At 50.0% G+C, this 17,677-nt stretch carries 16 protein-coding genes; 7 read left to right on the forward strand and 9 right to left on the reverse strand.

Annotation, left to right across the window (positions count from 1 at the left end):
* Positions 1 to 54 precede the first annotated feature (54 nt).
* The 5 genes from IPM28_06400 to IPM28_06420 all read right to left on the reverse strand — a co-directional run bounded on the left by IPM28_06400 (position 55) and on the right by IPM28_06420 (position 7,300).
* Entirely contained in the window at positions 55 to 1,845 is a 1,791-nt protein-coding gene (locus IPM28_06400) for a transglycosylase SLT domain-containing protein (protein ID MBK9172621.1), read from the reverse strand.
* 225 nt (positions 1,846 to 2,070) lie between these two features.
* Complete coding sequence (lon, locus tag IPM28_06405; GenBank protein MBK9172622.1) at positions 2,071 to 4,485, reverse strand: endopeptidase La; 2,415 nt, start codon at positions 4,483 to 4,485, stop codon at positions 2,071 to 2,073.
* Between the two features lie 95 nt (positions 4,486 to 4,580).
* Complete coding sequence (locus tag IPM28_06410; GenBank protein MBK9172623.1) at positions 4,581 to 5,420, reverse strand: hypothetical protein; 840 nt, start codon at positions 5,418 to 5,420, stop codon at positions 4,581 to 4,583.
* A 297-nt stretch (positions 5,421 to 5,717) separates the two neighbouring features.
* Positions 5,718 to 6,212 (reverse strand): transcriptional repressor NrdR, encoded by a 495-nt coding sequence (nrdR, locus tag IPM28_06415; protein ID MBK9172624.1) that lies wholly within the window; start codon positions 6,210 to 6,212, stop codon positions 5,718 to 5,720.
* Between the two features lie 17 nt (positions 6,213 to 6,229).
* Positions 6,230 to 7,300, reverse strand: coding sequence for a flippase-like domain-containing protein (locus tag IPM28_06420; protein MBK9172625.1), 1,071 nt, complete (start codon positions 7,298 to 7,300; stop codon positions 6,230 to 6,232).
* 265 nt (positions 7,301 to 7,565) lie between these two features.
* On the opposite strand from IPM28_06420, the gene IPM28_06425 reads away from it, so the two are divergent.
* From IPM28_06425 to IPM28_06445, 5 genes are all read left to right on the forward strand, one after another.
* Complete coding sequence (locus IPM28_06425; GenBank protein ID MBK9172626.1) at positions 7,566 to 8,156, forward strand: sigma-70 family RNA polymerase sigma factor; 591 nt, start codon at positions 7,566 to 7,568, stop codon at positions 8,154 to 8,156.
* Between the two features lie 69 nt (positions 8,157 to 8,225).
* Positions 8,226 to 9,008 (forward strand): hypothetical protein, encoded by a 783-nt coding sequence (locus IPM28_06430; GenBank protein ID MBK9172627.1) that lies wholly within the window; start codon positions 8,226 to 8,228, stop codon positions 9,006 to 9,008.
* Positions 9,005 to 9,772: a hypothetical protein gene (locus tag IPM28_06435; GenBank protein MBK9172628.1), complete on the forward strand. Its 768-nt coding sequence runs from the start codon at positions 9,005 to 9,007 to the stop codon at positions 9,770 to 9,772. Before IPM28_06430 ends, IPM28_06435 begins: the two co-directional genes overlap by 4 nt.
* A gap of 82 nt (positions 9,773 to 9,854) precedes the next feature.
* Positions 9,855 to 10,067, forward strand: coding sequence for a hypothetical protein (locus IPM28_06440; GenBank protein ID MBK9172629.1), 213 nt, complete (start codon positions 9,855 to 9,857; stop codon positions 10,065 to 10,067).
* 268 nt (positions 10,068 to 10,335) lie between these two features.
* Positions 10,336 to 11,151 carry a M23 family metallopeptidase gene (locus IPM28_06445; protein ID MBK9172630.1) on the forward strand — a complete coding sequence of 272 codons (816 nt, stop codon included), beginning with the start codon at positions 10,336 to 10,338 and terminating at the stop codon, positions 11,149 to 11,151.
* Here the strand turns inward: IPM28_06445 and IPM28_06450 are convergent.
* The gene (locus IPM28_06450; protein MBK9172631.1) at positions 11,113 to 11,712 is read right to left on the reverse strand and encodes a hypothetical protein; all 600 of its coding nucleotides are present in this window, start codon (positions 11,710 to 11,712) and stop codon (positions 11,113 to 11,115) included. The two genes, IPM28_06445 and IPM28_06450, sit on opposite strands and share 39 nt — an antisense overlap.
* 43 nt (positions 11,713 to 11,755) lie before the next feature.
* Positions 11,756 to 12,241 carry a hypothetical protein gene (locus tag IPM28_06455; GenBank protein MBK9172632.1) on the reverse strand — a complete coding sequence of 162 codons (486 nt, stop codon included), beginning with the start codon at positions 12,239 to 12,241 and terminating at the stop codon, positions 11,756 to 11,758.
* Between the two features lie 381 nt (positions 12,242 to 12,622).
* On the opposite strand from IPM28_06455, the gene IPM28_06460 reads away from it, so the two are divergent.
* Positions 12,623 to 14,800 carry a S46 family peptidase gene (locus IPM28_06460; GenBank protein ID MBK9172633.1) on the forward strand — a complete coding sequence of 726 codons (2,178 nt, stop codon included), beginning with the start codon at positions 12,623 to 12,625 and terminating at the stop codon, positions 14,798 to 14,800.
* A gap of 90 nt (positions 14,801 to 14,890) precedes the next feature.
* Here the strand turns inward: IPM28_06460 and IPM28_06465 are convergent, their stop codons facing one another.
* Both IPM28_06465 and IPM28_06470 read right to left on the reverse strand, forming a co-directional pair.
* Entirely contained in the window at positions 14,891 to 15,490 is a 600-nt protein-coding gene (locus IPM28_06465; protein ID MBK9172634.1) for a cytochrome c3 family protein, read from the reverse strand.
* Positions 15,491 to 15,516: 26 nt separating this feature from the next.
* Positions 15,517 to 16,158 carry a transglycosylase domain-containing protein gene (locus IPM28_06470; GenBank protein MBK9172635.1) on the reverse strand — a complete coding sequence of 214 codons (642 nt, stop codon included), beginning with the start codon at positions 16,156 to 16,158 and terminating at the stop codon, positions 15,517 to 15,519.
* 220 nt (positions 16,159 to 16,378) lie between these two features.
* Between IPM28_06470 and IPM28_06475 the strand changes: the two genes are divergently transcribed.
* Entirely contained in the window at positions 16,379 to 17,674 is a 1,296-nt protein-coding gene (locus tag IPM28_06475) for a glucose-1-phosphate adenylyltransferase (protein MBK9172636.1), read from the forward strand.
* Positions 17,675 to 17,677 lie beyond the last annotated feature (3 nt).

A 17,677-nucleotide genomic window follows, 5' to 3' on the forward strand; every position in this document is an offset into this window, starting at 1 on the left:
AAGCCAAGCCTGAAATTCAGACCTGGCCTCTCGGGTGATCGATGGGTTCGAAAACTACTTTGCAGGTATCTTGATCTCGCGGCCCGCACCGAGAACGGAATTTGGCAGAAGTCCATTATATTTTGCAACAACTGTCGGATCTGCACCGTGACGTACAGCGACCTTCGAAACCGTATCGCCTGCCTGGGCCTTTACGACGCGGGCATTCGAAGCCGTAGCGGCGTTTGCCGATGACGGACGGGAATAAGATGTAGCCGTCACACGACTTCCGGGTACTGACGCAACCGGCACGAATACCTTTCCTCTCGGTTCCTTCATTCCCGGATTTGCCGCCATCAGATCAGCAACAGTGACACCCGTCCGATTCGCGATATTTTGCCACGACTCGCCCTGGACAGAGGTAGCAAGGTTTGTATTGTTTACCTTGGAGGCCGGGATCCGCCTGAACACAGCCAAAACGTCATTTGCCTTTCCGGGCGGGACGTTCACAATGTATGGTTCGGGAGGCGTCATATTCGAACGCAGATGCGGATTAAGATAACGCAAATACTGCACGCTTGTGTCAGAGGCCTGCGCGAGCAAATTCAAGTTTGTGGACGCAGGTACGCGGATACGGTCGTACAAAAGAGCCGGCGCCGGACGAACGTGGCCAAAACCATACTGATGCGGGCTGTTCGCTATAAGGATAGTTGCCAAAATGTTCGGAACGTAATTTCTTGTTTCTTTTGGCAGATACGGATACGCCGCCCAGAAGTTCGCCGTTCCCGCTCGTCTGATCGCTCGGTCGACGTTTCCTTCACCACAATTGTAGGCCGCCATTGCCAGTTCCCAGTTTCCGCCGTACCGGTTCGCAAGAAACTTCAAATAACGAGCGGACGCTCGCGTAGCCTCATCAAAGCTGTTCCGCTCATCAACATGTGCCGTCCGACGCAGACCGAACCTTGATCCCGTTCCCGGGATAAACTGCCATAGCCCCGATGCTGAGGCCCAGGACATCGCCGTCGGCTTCCAGGCACTCTCGACCTGCCCTAGCCAAGCTACGTTCTCAGGAATCCCCTCCTCGCGAAATATTCGTCGGGCCATTCGCATGAACATCCCGGAACGATAAAGCCCTACTTCCATCGTCTTACGTCCGCGTCCGCGGTAATAATTGATGTACTGCTGGATCATCGGATGAACCTGAAACGTAAATCCCAGCGATTTATTGGCGACTGCGTACTGGATGTATTGGTACTGCTGCTGGGCGACCGGGTTATTTTCAACGTCTAACTCATCTTCCGTAAGAACAAGTTTTGAAAGTTCGTCTAAGGGCGACGCTTCAAATTCCTGAGAGTTGAACCCAACAAGGTTCTCTGTCGGCAACGCAACATTGACCGAAGTCATGTTTACGTTTCCCGATGTGGTCGGCGAGTTGGTCCGTTTAGCTGGCTTCAGCCGATTCGCAACGTCGTCAGCCAACGCGTAATCCGTTTCATTCCACCTCCAACCGCATGTTGCGGATAGAGCCTTGATCTGCGGCGTCTGAACATCGGACGGGAATTCTATCCGATAGACCGTCTCTAAAAGCTGTGCATAGCAATTTTGAAGCCTGACGTCAGATTGAACGCTCAGAGTCGACGAAAGAAAGATCTCCACCGAACGATCGAATTTTTGTCCCGATTCGGCCCGTTTGTTTTCCTTGAGGGCAAACAACCCTTCACGAAACGCAGATCCCGAATCTTCGATGATCTTATTGATCTGCGACTGCACTCTCTGTACGTCGGCGGTTTGTGCGTTGGCCGCGTGGAACACTGCCAAGGCTATGAAAATTAGAAGGAAAAACTTTATGGTAAAAAATGATCTCATTGAATCTCGTCTGTTGACCTTACGGATTACCTTCAGGGCTAAGGCGAATTCGTCGAACGAAAACACTCGAAGCGTCATAAACAAAACGCTTCAAGCTCGGTAAAGTTCCCAAAATGCCGGCCTGTACAATTACAGACCATCTTCAAACCTACCATGAACCGCGATTTCGGTCAATTTTTAACTGGTTGCCGCTATTCAAAAACAAAACGAACGCCGATAGTAAAACTACGCCTTTACAGCTACCTTTGCAGCCGGTTTCGGCTCTTTGAGTGCAACCTCGAACACCTCAAGGACGTTGTCAACGAATACAAACGACAAATCGTCGATTACTTCCTTGGGCATATCCTCAAGATCGCGCCGATTCGGCGCCGGCAGGATCACGGTCTTTAACTTTGCTCTCCGCGCAGCAAGAAGCTTTTCTTTGACTCCGCCCACGGGCAGTACGTTGCCACGCAAAGTGATCTCACCCGTCATTGCGACGTCCTTTCGTACCGGCCGTTGAGCCAAAACCGACACGAGCGCCGTCGCCATTGTGATGCCGGCCGACGGTCCGTCTTTCGGGATCGCGCCTTCGGGCAAATGTATATGAATATCGTAATTTTCGAGCACATCATCGGAAATCCCTAATTCCCGTGACCGCGCTTTTGCATACGAAAATGCCGCCTGGGCCGATTCCTGCATAACTTCTCCAAGCTGGCCAGTGAGCATCAGTTTTCCCTTGCCCTTAGTCAAAAGGGCTTCGATAAACAATATATCTCCGCCGACGGCGGTCCAAGCGAGACCTGTCACAGTACCGATCTGGTCTTTCTTCAATGCGCCTTCATTGAAGATCTTCGGGGCCCTTAAGAAGGACTTAACATCGTCGGCCATCACCTTCACTGGCTTGAACTGGTCTTCGAGTTCAGCTTTCTGGCGGGCGATCTTGCGGCAGATCTTTCCAATATCCCGCTCAAGCTGTCGCAAGCCGGCTTCCTGGGTGTATTCCCCGATTATTCTTGCGATCGCTTTTCGATCGAACTTTACGTCGTTCTTCTCAAGCCCGTTTTCCTGGACCTGTTTTGGTATCAAATGCCTGCGGGCGATCTCGACCTTTTCTTCTTCGGTGTAGCCGGAAAGCTGAATGATCTCCATTCGGTCACGAAGAGCCGGCTGAATGGTATCTAAGACATTTGCGGTCGTCATGAACATCACGTTAGAAAGATCGAACGTGATGCCGAGGTAATTGTCTCGAAAACTGGCATTCTGTTCCGGATCAAGAACCTCAAGGAGAGCACTCGACGGGTCGCCCCGAAAATCGGCTCCGACCTTATCGATCTCATCAAGCATTATCAGCGGATTGTTTGTGCCGGCCTGCTGCACGGCCTGAATGATGCGCCCCGGCATTGCTCCGACGTAAGTCCGACGATGGCCACGGATCTCAGCCTCATCGTGAAGGCCTCCGAGGCTCAAGCGTACGAACTTTCGATTTAATGCCCGTGCGACCGACCGGCCAAGCGAAGTTTTGCCTACGCCCGGAGGCCCGACAAGGCATAAGATCGAGCCCTTCGGCTTTTCCATCAACTTTCTGACGGCCAAAGATTCTACGATGCGTTCTTTCACACGCTCGAGGCCGTAATGATCATCGTCAAGGATCTTTTCCGCCTTTTTCAGTATCAGATTGTCTTTGGACTGTTTGGACCAAGGCAGTTCGGTCATGATATCGAGCCAATTTCGTAGCGTCGCTGTTTCGGCAGTATCTGGATGCATTCGCTCGAGCTTTTTCAACTGCCGCAGCGATTCCTCTTCGGCATTTTCCGGCATCTTCGCCTTAAGTATCTTGTCGCGATACTGTTCGATCTCCTCGTAAAGCTCGTTTCCCTCACCGAGTTCCGACTGGATCGCCTTCAGTTGTTGTCGAAGGAAATACTCACGTTGGGATCTGTCGATGTCAGCTCGAGCCTGAGTGTTTATCTCCTGCTGGACAGTGAGCACATCGATCTCTTTACTCAAAAGTTCATTTACCCGCCGCAGGCGCTTCACAGGTTCCGCGATATCCAGGACGCTTTGTGCATCCTCGACTTTCAGCTCGAGATTCGATGCCGAAAGATCAGCCAGGCGACCTGCATCGTCAAGGTTGGCAATGATCGCCAAAACCTCAGGCGAAATCCCTTTTCCGAGAGATGCCGCACGCTCCATCGAACCGCGAACATTGCGAACAAGAGCTTCGACCTCGAGCGAGTTATCAGGTGCAAGTGGTTCTGATATCGGTGTAATGCCTGCCTTGACATAATCGCCTGTGGAATCTATCGAGTCGACCTTTGTTCTCGAAAGTCCTTGAATCAGAATACGGATCCGACCGTCGGGCAGCTTTAACATCCGCATGATTATCGCGACCGTACCAACGGTATAAAGATCGGCCTGTGATGGGTCTTCTTTATTTACATCCTTCTGCGAGACCAGAACTATCATCCTGTTCTCTTTAAGGGCCTCTTCGACCGCCTTGATCGATTTGTCGCGAGACACAAAAAGCGGAACGATCATGAAAGGATAGATCACAATATCGCGCAGGGGCAGCGATGGCAGCTCCGAAGGAATCTGCATCATTGGTTCGATCACGTCGCCCTCGGCGAGCGAAATCGGGAAATCTTCGATCTCTACCATATCCCTTAATGTTAGGCAATTAAGCTTAAAAGGGCAAAGCATGAGAAAACGGGCCCGATCGGCCCGTTAATTTCTACGTTCGCATTGTTGAGCGCTTAGTTTCCTAAGAGTCTGAAGGTGTAGAAAAATTGTGCAAACTCGACCGGCCCACTCACCCTTGCCCGGATCCCGAATTTCAAGGTCATTGGTCGGTTGAACAACCTGTTGATGACCGATTGCGGCAGCCCAAGTGCTGCGAAATAATCGCGTGAAAGGCCCCGGCTGGCGACCGACGAATTGTTCGAATAATCAGACTGAAAATCGCCCGCTGTGACCGAAAACGATCGAACGCGTGAGCCCGCAAGGCTTGTGGTGAACGAGCCGTTCATTGGCAGCCCCGTGTTTGGATCGATCGCTGAGGGATCGTTCAGTGCTTCACTTTCGATCGTCAATCTAGGCGAGTATATGAAATTGATCACGCCCGATTGATTCGCAAAAGAATCGAACCCGATCCCGTTGTTCAACATTGGATAAATAACGTTGTCGACCGCATTCCGAGGGATCGTGATCTGCCAGACGGTATCGAAGACTTCCGTCGTTGCCATCGGCGACGCTAAAGTATGTGCTGCACATTTGTCGTCCGCTGCAAGGACCAAGCCGACCTCGTCGAGCAATATCTGAGGGTCGCAACTCCGGTATACATATAATGTGCCGGCATAAAACGAACCAAGGAACTTTACGTTCCGGCCGAACGAATTCGGATCATAAAACTCTTCAGTCTCCGGATATTTGTTTTTCGATGCGGCCAAAAGATAGCCCTGTTTGGATTCACGAGCGTCCCTTACCGCTTCCTGTCTTGCTTCTTTTATATCCTGGCGAACAGCTCGCGGCCGTTGAGCCTGGCCGAACTCAGATGCGATCATGATCAATGCGACGATCAAGAATAGATTTTTCATATTTTCCTCCATTGGAATGTGTTAACGATAGATTTGACCATCGATCCTGATGGAAATCGGTTCGAATGGGAGATGAGATACATTTACAGCACTCTAACCTTGTCGCTATATCCGGATGAGAACAAAGCGAGGCAACTCTCGGATCAACTGCTAAAAGTGAAAGAAGACAGGCATCTCGAAAACACTACGCGAGCTAAGGTGAAGCTTCGGCTCATTGTGTAGTCCTTGTTCGGGCGGAAAGGCCCGATATGTCGGAAGGGTCGGTGCAAACACCGAACGAGAATTTGGCAGGTACGACTACTTTACTTTTTTCTTTGGTTTTTTTGCCAAAGAGCGTTCACGCGATCTTACAAGATCCTTGAGTTCCGTCATGAATGCCGATACGTCCTCAAACTCGAGGTAAACGGATGCAAAACGAACATAAGCAACCTTGTCAAGGCTCTTTAGCCGACGCATGATAACCCGCCCGATCTCGCTCGTTGCGAGTTCGCGGTCAAGAGAGTCCTGGACGTTGCGTTCTGCTTCGTCAACGATAGCCTCAAGCTGTGGCGTAGAGATCGGACGCTTTTCGCAGGCCCTAAGCAAGCCTGCCATCACCTTTGCACGGTCGAAAGCTTCCCGCTTCCCGTCTTTCTTCACAACCATATACGGTATCTCATCGATCCGTTCATAAGATGTGAAGCGTCGACCGCAGCCGAGACACTCGCGTCGGCGACGGATCGAATCACCGTCCTTAGCTTCGCGTGAGTCAACAACTTTGTCTTCGATATGGGCGCAGAATGGACAACGCATAAGGGTTTTAATCTTGATTACGCAACAGTTGGACCGGCATTCGGGGCTTCAGATTCGATCTCCTCCACTGCGTGTTCGCTGGAAAGGAGACTTCGAAATCGCTCGATACTGATATCACCGTGAGCAAAATAATATATTCCAAATACAAGTGCCGGTGCAAAATAAACGAGGTGCATCGCGATCGAGGCCGCAGCTGCATCTTCGGAACGGATGTCCGGCTTGAGGAATATCAGACTCGCATAGGTTGCAGCGTGAAAGGCTCCGGCGGCTCCTCCCGGTGTTGGAACTACCGAACTAACGACCGCAAATCCCATTATGAAAAGTGAATCACTAAACGTTATCGGAAGATCGAACGCAAGCAAAACGAACCAGGTCGGAAACGCGATCGCTAGCCAAAGGGTCACGGACCAGAAAACGACTGAAGCCGTTTCTCGCCAATCTTTCAGAATTGCTGCGGCAGATGCCAACTGCCGAAGCAAGCTCAAAATTATTGCACGAATTCTTGAAGGAAAGTACCTGCGATCGGTCAATCGGCCGACAAATTCGATCACTCGAGGGGCGACCCTTTGATAGACAAACAGAGCAACAAAACCCAACGCAACGCCGACAAGCATAAGGTAGCCCGCCATTGAAACGTAAGCAAAATCCCCTTCACGCCCAGCAGGGGCAGTGAACCAAAGGAGATTGACCGCAAAGAAACAGACAAGAGCTGCGAGATCAAATATGCGTTCGAGGCCGAGGGTCACCAATGCGGCCGAAGGTCGGACCCGCTTATCACGCATCGGCAGCCACATCGGTCGTACGATCTCGCCCGCACGTCCTATCAGAAAGATCGCGGCAAACCCCACGGTGGTTGTGGCAAAGAGCTCTTTCAGGCTGCTTTCGGTAATTGGAGCCAACAAGACCTTCCACCTTACGGCTCGAAACAAAAAACCAAGGCAAATGATCAAAACAGCCGCGAAGAGATAATACGGATCAGCTTTGGTGAAACTACGGCGAACCTCTTGCCAATCAAGATCCCTGCCGAAATACCACAGAATGAGGACGGCGAACGCCAACAACAATATGAATTTGATGTATTTTCGCAATGGAGAAAACGGATCTTCGATTTCTAGTTTCCTGCTGATCTCTACATACGTCACCAGATACCCCGAACGTCGTGCAAAAGATCAAGAACAAGAAGATACCGTAATACTTTGTGAAACGCTAACGTGGGTGAGCGTGGACGACATATGGTCTTTGGGTTTATAGTTTTCATGGAACTTTTGAATTGTCGTGTCGTAAACCAATAACGGCGGAGTTGATGATGTTGCCTTGCCGCGGCAAACGCACTGGATTGTGGGGATAAACGCGTTGGAAGCTTCTAAAGCGGTCGAATTTAACGGTGCTGACCTTGTGCGTCGCGCGCGATCTGGCGACGGCGCGGCTTGGGAGGAGATCGTTACCGCATTTTCGCGACGGATCTTCAATCTTGCGTACAGGTTTACGTCGAGTGTTGACGCTGCAGAGGATCTAACACAGGAAGTTTTTATTCGGATCTACCGGACGTTAGATCAATACGACGCCAAGCAGGGCGACCTCGCAAACTGGCTGATGAGACTCGCGAGGAATTTGATAATCGATGACTATCGGCACCGCCAGCGAAATCCGCAAAACACGATGGCGGATGCGGTCGATGATCACCAGTATCATCTTAGAGCTGTCGGCACCTCTGCTCATAAGGAAATGGAACGCCGCGAACTTGCGGCCCAGGTACAAGACGGAATTGATAAGCTGCCGGCCGATTTGAAAACCTGTGTGATTCTTCGGGATATCGAGGAATTGAGCTATCAGGAGATCGTTGAGGTACTCAAGATCCCTGAAGGAACCGTAAAATCGCGAATAAACCGAGGGCGTATTGAACTTGCGAAGATATTAAGAAGAATGAGGGTAGTGGCGGTGTGATTTAGGCGACGGGCAAATGTGTCAATTTTTGACGTCAAATCAATGGCCAATGTTCAAGGGGTTAGAGAAATGGCAAGTGAACGAGAAATTTTGATTGACTGTTCGACTTTTGAGGAATCGATCTCAGATTACCTTGAGCGAACCCTTAGCAACTCGGCCCACAAGGCGGTTGCAGAGCATGCATTGAAATGCCCTCTTTGCCACACGCTCTTGAATGAAGTAAAAGAATCTCTTGCTGCCTGCCGCGAACTCGCCGCGATCGAGTCTCCTTTAACTCTCTTGGAGGCACGCATCTTATCAAAGACGATGCCTGAGACCTCGATGCAATGCGAGGAATTCGAAAGCCACTTGACGGACTATCTCGACGGCTTTCTTCCTGCACAGCTTTTCCATCGATGGGAGCGGCATGCGGTTCTTTGTGACGATTGTACAGATCTACCGGGAACAGTAGTCAGGTCGCTCGCTGCTCTTGTAACCTATAAATTGGAAGAGCTGCCGATCCCGGCTGGCCTCAATGAAAGAATCTTGCAGAGCACGTTAGGATCGGAGATCGCTGTTGGTGCGAATGATCCTTTGATGGGCCGGATCATGGATTGGATTCGTGAAATACGCTTCCCGATATCGGTTCCGCAGCTTGCACCTGTCGCGATGATGCTAATGTTCGCGTTCTTGTTCATAAGTCAAACGGTCTCAGCAGATGGAACGCTTTCAGATGTCTATTCGAAGAGCATACAGATCGCCGAACAGACATACCGTCAGAGTTCTGAAGCGTTCTCAGGCACAAGCGACGGACAGCCGCGTCCGGCCGAACCGGCGAATGGAACTACCTTTGTTGAGGGCGATCGACGATGAATTGTGCATATCACAGTCAGAACGTAGCGGTAGTCCAGTGCAACGGATGCGGGAAGGCCTTATGCCCTGCGTGCGACCATCGCATCAAGGGATTCCCTTATTGTCAGGATTGTATCGTCTTGGGCGTCGATCTTCTTCGACAGCAGAACCAGTCGAATTACGTACCGTTCATAAAGAAACGGACCTCTCCGATCGTCGCCACGCTCCTGTCGTTTGTGTTGCCCGGGCTCGGGGCGGCCTATAATGGTCAGACCGTTAAAGCGCTTGTATATTTCGCGATATTTGTTGGCCTTTTTCAAATGTCGGTGTTGACGGGCGGAACTCCGCTCTTTGTCCTCGGCTTTGTCGGAATGTGGTTCTTTGCCGCCCTTGATTCCTGGCGAACCGCGCAAATGATACGCTCCGGCTTAACACCGGACGTTGCAGAAGACATTTTCGTGAAGCGATTTTCGGGGAACCCGAAACTGTGGGGCATTGTTCTTACGATACTCGGCGGCGCATTTCTATTGCAGAGTATTTTCAACATCCGCGGCTTGATGCGCGGCCTAATGCCCGCAATGTTGATCGGCTTGGGCATCTATATACTTCGCGGTTATATTTTCAAACCGAAAGACGAAGAAAGCAATTGGGTAGATTTCGACAGTGCCCGTCCGGCCCCATTATTTGTTAGTGCTAAGACCGATCGCGGCGTTAGACATGAGAGTTACGGTGAAGGGCGAGGTGAAGCAAAGGACCATCGATTTGGCGGTTGGAGCAACCGTTGATCATTGAGTTTCTAATTTAGGAAGGGTATCATTTTATTAAAGCGTTTCTTGTGAGGACGCCAGGCAGTTTAGGAGTATTAATATGCCACTTTGGGTAAAAGCAGCGAGTAAATGGGGAAGCATTCTGGTCATCATCGCATTGGTGATCACGCTTCTCAAGCAGCTCATCGCCTTCGTTGGCTTCGTTACCGGAGCGATCAAGATACTTATCATTTTGGTTTTTGTCGCATTGATCGTCGGCGTTGGTTTCATTGTCCTGAAAAGCTGGAGCGACTCAAGGCGCTCAAAGGATTAGGACATTTCTCGGCAAAAGTGGTATAGTTCCAGAACGGTTTAAGCGAGCCTTCCGGGTTTGCCAAATCGTTTGCTGTTGTTTATCATCTAACAAATTTTTGCTTTTTCATTAATCTAGCGGCAAACAGCCTCTCGATTTGCCCGCTTGGATCAGCAGTAATTTAGCAATCTGGTTTCGCGTTAGTCGCTCGCGGCTATTCTTGCGTGATTCCGTGTGCCGGGACGGTGGATTCCTGGTACGAAATCATTAAAAGGAGCTTAAAAGCATAATGCAGAATAACGCTAAGTACTTTACTTTTCTTTTTTCGCATTCATCAAGATCAAGAATTCAAATACGCCGGGTGCAGGTCTCAAAAAAGATCCTGCAGAACGGTTTACTCAGTATCGCTTTTATAATCGGTCTTTCTACTTTTGCGACGGGTATCTACGGTGTCTTTTCAAATTCAGATCTATCGATCGCCGGGATCGCCGAATCAGCCTCACCAGTTTCGACTCAATTCGTTTCTTCCGTCTCAAGTCAGCCATTATCAATAGACTATTCACGTCCGGCGGCCTCAAGTCATCTTGCATTAAATAGCGGCGGCCCGGCTTTATCGGAAACCGAGATCGAAGACGCTGAAACGGAAAGCCTATTAAAGGTCATAGAATCTACCGCAGATCCGGCTAATTTACCTTCGATCTGGGCGCACTTAGGAAAGATCAATAACGAATTCGGCTTTAGGCGTAATCCTTTCGGCGGACGATCGTATGAGTTTCATTCGGGAATGGACATCGACGGAGAGCGTGGAGATGTAGTCGTTGCTCCGGGCAATGGAACAGTCATTGAAGCAGGTTGGAAAGGTGGTTACGGAAATATGATCGAGATCGATCATGGGAATGGGCTAACAACCCGATACGGCCACCTTTCGAAGGTCGACGTTGCAGTAGGTGATACCGTGACACGCGGTCAGTTGGTTGGATATGTCGGATCGACCGGACGTTCCACCGGACCTCATCTTCACTACGAATTGCGGATCAACGACAAGCCGATAAATCCACGGCGATTTTTACCGCCCGAACCGACCGAGCTGAGGAAGGCCGGATAGGGCCAACGCAATAGACGACCAAGCCGCATTGCTAAGGTCTTGGCGAAGCGTTCTTTTAGAATCCTTTATCAAGTTCTTTTTATTCTCAACCAGCTGTCTCAGGGTTTGTTTGTCTACATTGGTCATAGTGTCATGTGACGGATGATATTTTAGTGTCGTAGCCTCGGACTGCATCTGTATCTGATTACTTTGCATCCGATAGGCTTCTCCAGCCGTGAATAATTTATCTTGGTCTGCCCTATTCTTTACGCCTAAAATATCAGACATATATTGTCGCACCTGATTCTTCTGTTGTTCATTCTGATTTCCGCTTATGAATCTCAACACTAACCCAAGCGCAACGTCATCAGTTATAGAAGGATCAGGCGGCTGATTTCTCTGTTCTACTTTAAGCATATCGTTTCTTTCAATGACAGATCTTGTATGTTGTTCAAATCTTTCACGCTTGTTGTCTTCAGACTCGGCAGAAACCGTACCCGCATCTGACGTAAAAGCGAAATACGTAATAATTGTTGAGATAGTGGCTGCTGATGCAACAGAGTATAAAAGTCTTGGTTTCATCTAATTTCTCCTCCTTTTATCGGTTACGGGTTTGATTCTCACTTTAGACCTCTCGACCTTCTAGGGTGATTATTCTTCGAAGGTCATGAAATGCCGGGTCGTCTTTTAGCCTTCTTATCACCGGCCCTTCCGAAACTTGATATGAAATACCTTCCAAAGTACTCAATAATCGCAGTCCATCCTCAGACTGCGCCCTGAACAGTTTTCGAATATTCATCTGCTTCAAAGACAAAATCATCGGGCTGCTGCTAAGGCCCTTTCCACCCTTGTCTTTATACCCCGCCTCTTCCAAGTAATGAATGATTGCTGCTACGGCCCCAGTCACTGGATCGGGAACAGGCGGTTCATAGGCCATCTTTTCAAGTTCTTGAAACACCGCGCTGTTGACCAACGCATTACCATTTGAATCTTTATAATTACCGGAATCTAATCGAGTTATAATGTCCTGCAAGGTTTTGTATGGGTATAGGCCGAATTTCTCATATTCTCTATGTTCTACTTCGATCCAGGACAGTTCTTCATTCTCCATTGATTCGCTCCCCCCTCTTTCATCAATGTACTTCTATTGTCAGTCTTCACTCTATTTGTAATCTTCACGCCATATTGTTCATACTAAGCTTCGATCGGGACTTCACTTTTCGTCAATAGACTACTCCGTTTCGCTCCGAAACGAGCGGGAAATCGGTTGACAGGAAGTCCTTTTGTCTCAGGTAGGCGAAACAACAGGAGAATGTTGCTCGATTCGAAATAAACTTTCATTTTCGCCGCGATCGTAACGCGGTTCGTTCGTAAAGTCAATGACTTTTTCTGAAACAATTCAAGTCGAATTTAATGCAGCAGAAAGGTGTTTTGATGAAGTTTGGTCTATACTCTCTTCAGCTTGAATCACTACAAGAAAAGGAACTTCTGAATGTATAAGAAACTAACTACTTCTCTCTCTCATTGCGTAGTCTCCGCATTACTACTTTCGTCCGTTTCCTTCGGCTTTGCCCGATTCGACGAAGGAATGTTCACGCCCGATCAGATAGCCACTCTGAATCTAAAGAAAAAGGGGCTGAAAATAAGGCCAGAGGAGATATATAACCCGGCGGGTGGTGGCTTGACTGACGCTGTGATCCGATTGAGTATCGGATGTACTGCTGAATTCGTCTCACCCGTAGGATTGATCTTAACAAACCATCATTGCGGGTTTGACGCTCTTGTTTCGGCTTCGACACCGGGTAATGACCTCGTCGAAAACGGATTCAAGGCTGATAATCGGAGCGGCGAGATCCCCGCTAAAGGATATTCGGTCTTTATCACTCAACGTGTCGAGGACGTGACTGCAAAGGTCAGGGCCGGGACCGACAGTCTATCCGGCGATGCATTAACGGCAGCGTTGAAGAAAAATACCGACGAACTACAGGCGGCCGAGCAGTCGAAAGCACCGAAAGGATCGACGATCCGCATCCAAATGCTCAATAACGGATTCTTTCATTATTTGTACCAGACCATCCAGATAAAGGACATCCGCGTGGTCTATGCTCCGCCGAGGAACATAGGCGTCTTTGGCGGCGACCCTGACAACTTTGAATGGACCAGGCATACCGGTGATTTCACCTTCTTAAGGGCTTACACCGCTCCCGACGGAAGTTCAGCGGATTACTCACCCAGCAATATCCCATATAAGGCAAACCGTTTCCTGACGATGAACATCGGCGGACTCAAAGAAAATGACTTTGTGTTCGTACTCGGATATCCGGGTGGTACGACGCGTTATCGCGAATCGCAATCGATCGAGTTTGCGCGTGATGCGAATTTCCCCTTTTTAGCATCATGGCTTGATGCCCGCAGCAGGGCTCTTCGACTGATCGGCGAGTCCGATGAGAAAAAACGGATCGAACTCCAATCCGAGATCGCAAATTTCGACAATGCAAGAAAGGTCTATGACGGTGGGCAATGGCGTCTCAGACGCGCAGGAGTCGTCGAAAAACGTAAAGCTGAAGAAGCTCGCTTTGCCGCCTGGGTCGCCGCCGATCCGGAAAGGCAAAGAAAGTACGGAACCGTGCTGTCCGAACTCGCTGCAGTCTCGGCCGAATCGAACCGATTTGCAAAACGTGACGTCATTGTTCGGCGTATCCCGGACGCGACCATGCCGATGTTTCGTGCGATCGTCCAGGCGGTGAGCGAAGGTAAGATGTTGAGCGAAACCGAGCGGACGGACAAGCTGGCAGAGCTGAAAGCAGCACTGAAAGACCGTGATCGTGTCTATGAACGCGAAATGCTTAAATACTTCTTGAAGGCATTTGCCGACTTGCCGGAGGGCCAGAAGTTTGAAGGCGCCGAGAATCTTTTTAAGTCGCTCGAAGGCAGCGGGCGGCGGGCTGCCGAAGCAGCATTTGCGGAAACCGTCGCGGACGGCACATATTGGACGCCTGAGACCGTTGCGGCACTTTACGGACCGCAGACAATGGACTTTCGCCCCGAACGCGATAATGTACGCGGATTCGCTACCGCTCTCGCCCAGGAAAAAGCTGCTTCAAATGGACGGGCCGCCGCATTTGCATCGAAGATCGATCGACTGAGGCTCCTGTACCAGCAAGGGTTATCAGAGATGCGTGGTATCCGACCTTATCCGGATGCTAATTCAACGCTCCGCTTTTCATTCGGCAATATCAAAGGATACAGCCCTCGGGAATCTGAATTCCGAACGCCCTTCACCACGATAAAGGGCATGATCGAAAAAGACACCGGGATCAGGCCTTTCGACATGCCGCAGAAACTCAAAGACCTTCAGGCTGCACGGGACTTTGGCCGTTTTGGCGAAGGCGACAGCGTTGTTGTTAATTTTCTTTCCACCAACGATATAATCGGCGGCAACAGCGGCAGTCCGATACTGAACGGAAATGGCGAACAGGTTGGCCTATGCTTTGATGGGAATTATGAAGGACTCGGAAACGACTTCTTTTACGATCCCGAAGCGAACCGGACGATCTCGGTCGATATTAGATTCGTTCTTTTTGTAACAGAGAAGTTCGGCGGTGCCGGATGGATACTCAATGAAATGAAGATCGTTGGCGGCCCAAAGGTTCGCGGGGCTACGAATTGAGAGGATTATTCCACTAACAACTAGATCGACCAACAAGAAAGGAGACTTCAGAATAGAGGTCTCCTTTCCTTTTCCGGTTCAACTTGCCGATCATCCGGTTTTCTTGTGGCACATCATACACTGCGTCGTCGTCGGAGCCTTTGATGCAGGCAGTTGCTTTTTCACTTCGGTATGACAGCCCGCACAATTTCGATGCAACGCCTGCTGATTTGTGAGAGAGATCATTGCAGTACTCGACTCGTGTTTGATCTCCGGGATCGCCGGCATCAACTTCGGAACGGCTCCCGCCCGTGCATGGCAATCTCTGCAAGCGGCAACTCCGGCAGCCTTAGGGTCTTTCGCAAAAAGATCCGCGGTCAGGGTCGTCGTCCGATCGGCCGGCCATGCCGTTTTCAGCGGTGGGTGCTTTATCAATTCAGATGCAGGCTTCGCCGTATGGTGACACTCTGCGCAACCGATCGGACCCGTGCCGTCGATGCTGTATTTGCCGCCATTATGGCTCACATGATTGAACGTGACCGACCCGAGTTTTGAGTCCTTGCCCAAGACGATGACCTCGGGCATTTTGATGTCGTCTGTAGTTGCCGATTGAGCCTTACCTCTGATCGCCGAATCATCGACGAATAACGCCAACGAAAAGACTGCAGCCGCCAGTGCAGTCGCTGCGATCAGGAACATCCGTTTGATCATCCTCTTGCCTCCTATTTCGATACGTTCTACTTGTCGTAGTTGAGCTTGATCGAATTCATGCCTCGAAGTATAGCACGTTGACGGCGTACGACACGTTTTCGATTCTTGGCCGGATTGAAGATGTTTAGCGGACTCGGGATCATTGCTGCAAGGTAAGCGGCCTCTTCGCGAGATAAGCCGGATGCCGATTTTTTGAAATATGTTCGTGCCGCCGCCTCGGCCCCGTAGACGCCATCGCCCCATTCGATAACATTAAGGTATAGTTCAAGTATTCGCTTTTTCGATAGTTCTCGTTCGAGAAAATACGTGTAAACGGCCTCCCGCCCCTTTCGGAGGAAGTTGCGGTCTTCAGAGAGAAAAAGGTTTTTCGAAAGCTGCTGAGTGACTGTCGAAGCACCTCGTTTGAAACTTGGCATTGGGGGTATCCAGTCATTGGGGTCGAAGTCTCCCTCTTCTTTTGCTTCCTTTTCCCCTTGTTTTACGGCTTCGTCCCACGCCTTTTCGATCGCTTCCCAATCGAAACCATTGTGCTCGAAAAACCGGGCGTCTTCACCTGCCAGCACAGCGCGATGCAAATTGGGTGAGATCTGTTCGATGGGCGTCCAGATCATGTACTTTCGTGGTTCCCGTCCTTCGGCTTTTGCCTCGGCGAGACGAAACTCTATCATCGACGAAGTAGCTGGATTCTCTGAGCGTAGGGCGGAAATATTCGGGAACGTTATCAACTCGTAGGCCAGCCATACGCCGATCGCACCAAGGAGAATGAGAAACAGGATCTTTGTCCAATACCACATAGTCAGAACGACGATAAACTGAACTCAGCTTTGTCCAATCACCATTTTCTATTTTCCATTTTCCTTTGTCCATTTTATATTTACAATACTCTTTATGGGACAATTTGATAACGTCGTGGCGGTTATCCTCGGTGGCGGTGCAGGCTCGCGGCTGTTTCCGCTGACCAGAGAGCGATCGAAACCTGCCGTACCACTCGGCGGCAAATACCGGCTGATCGACGTGCCGGTTTCGAATTGCATAAACTCGAATGTGACCCAGATATTTGTACTTACGCAATATAATTCCGCATCGCTCAATCGGCACATATCGCAAACATACCGGTTCTCGAGTTTTTCAACTGGGTTTGTAGAGATCCTCGCCGCCGAACAAACAAAAGAAAGCCCTGATTGGTTTCAGGGAACCGCCGACGCCGTTCGTCAGATACTTCCCCACCTTCGCGATTGGCGTGTTGGAAATTTGTTGATCCTTTCGGGCGACCACCTATATCGGATGGACTACAGGAAGTTTCTCGCGCGTCACACCGAGACCAATGCGGACGTGACAATATCAGTGATACCAGCGAACCCTACGGATGCGGAGGGGTTTGGGCTTTTGAAAACCGACGCGGATGGAAAGATCGTCGAGTTTCGCGAGAAGCCAAAAGGAGCTGACCTCGAAGCGATGCGCGTCGACACCTCAAATTTTGGACTTAGCGAAGATGAGTCAATAAAGCGCCCCTTTCTTGCCTCGATGGGGATCTATGTTTTCAACTACGCGAAACTCGTAGAGCTATTGAACGAGAATCCTTCTGCAATGGATTTTGGCGGCGAGATCATTCCTTCGGCCATTGGAAGCTGCAATGTGCAGGCTCATCTGTTTGACAGCTATTGGGAAGATATTGGGACGATCCGGGCATTTTACGATGCAAATCTGGATCTCGCGTCCCCGCTGCCGAAGTTCAACTTCTTTGACACGTCGGCTCCGATCTATACGCGCAGCCGCTATCTGCCTCCGTCAAAACTCCACGGCTGTGACATCGATAATTCCATGGTCAGCGAGGGCTGCATCTTGAATGGCGTATACGCACGCAACTCGATAATCGGGCTTCGCAGCCGCATCGACTCAGGTGCAAGGATCGAGAATTCGATCTTGATGGGTTCTGACTTTTTTGAGTCGATCGAGGAGATCAAAGCCGATCTGGAAAGCAGCCGCCCGTATCTTGGAATCGGGAAAAACACCGAGATCAGACGCGCTATTATCGACAAGAATGTAAGGATCGGGAAAAACGTAAAGTTACTTAACGAATCGAATATCAAGTTCTACGATGCCGACGACGGCTCTTTCTACATCCGCGAAGGGATCATCATAGTTCCAAAAGGTTCCACGATCAGCGACGAGACCGTGGTTTGATCT

This window comes from Chloracidobacterium sp. (assembly GCA_016716305.1).
GTDB lineage: Bacteria > Acidobacteriota > Blastocatellia > Pyrinomonadales > Pyrinomonadaceae > OLB17.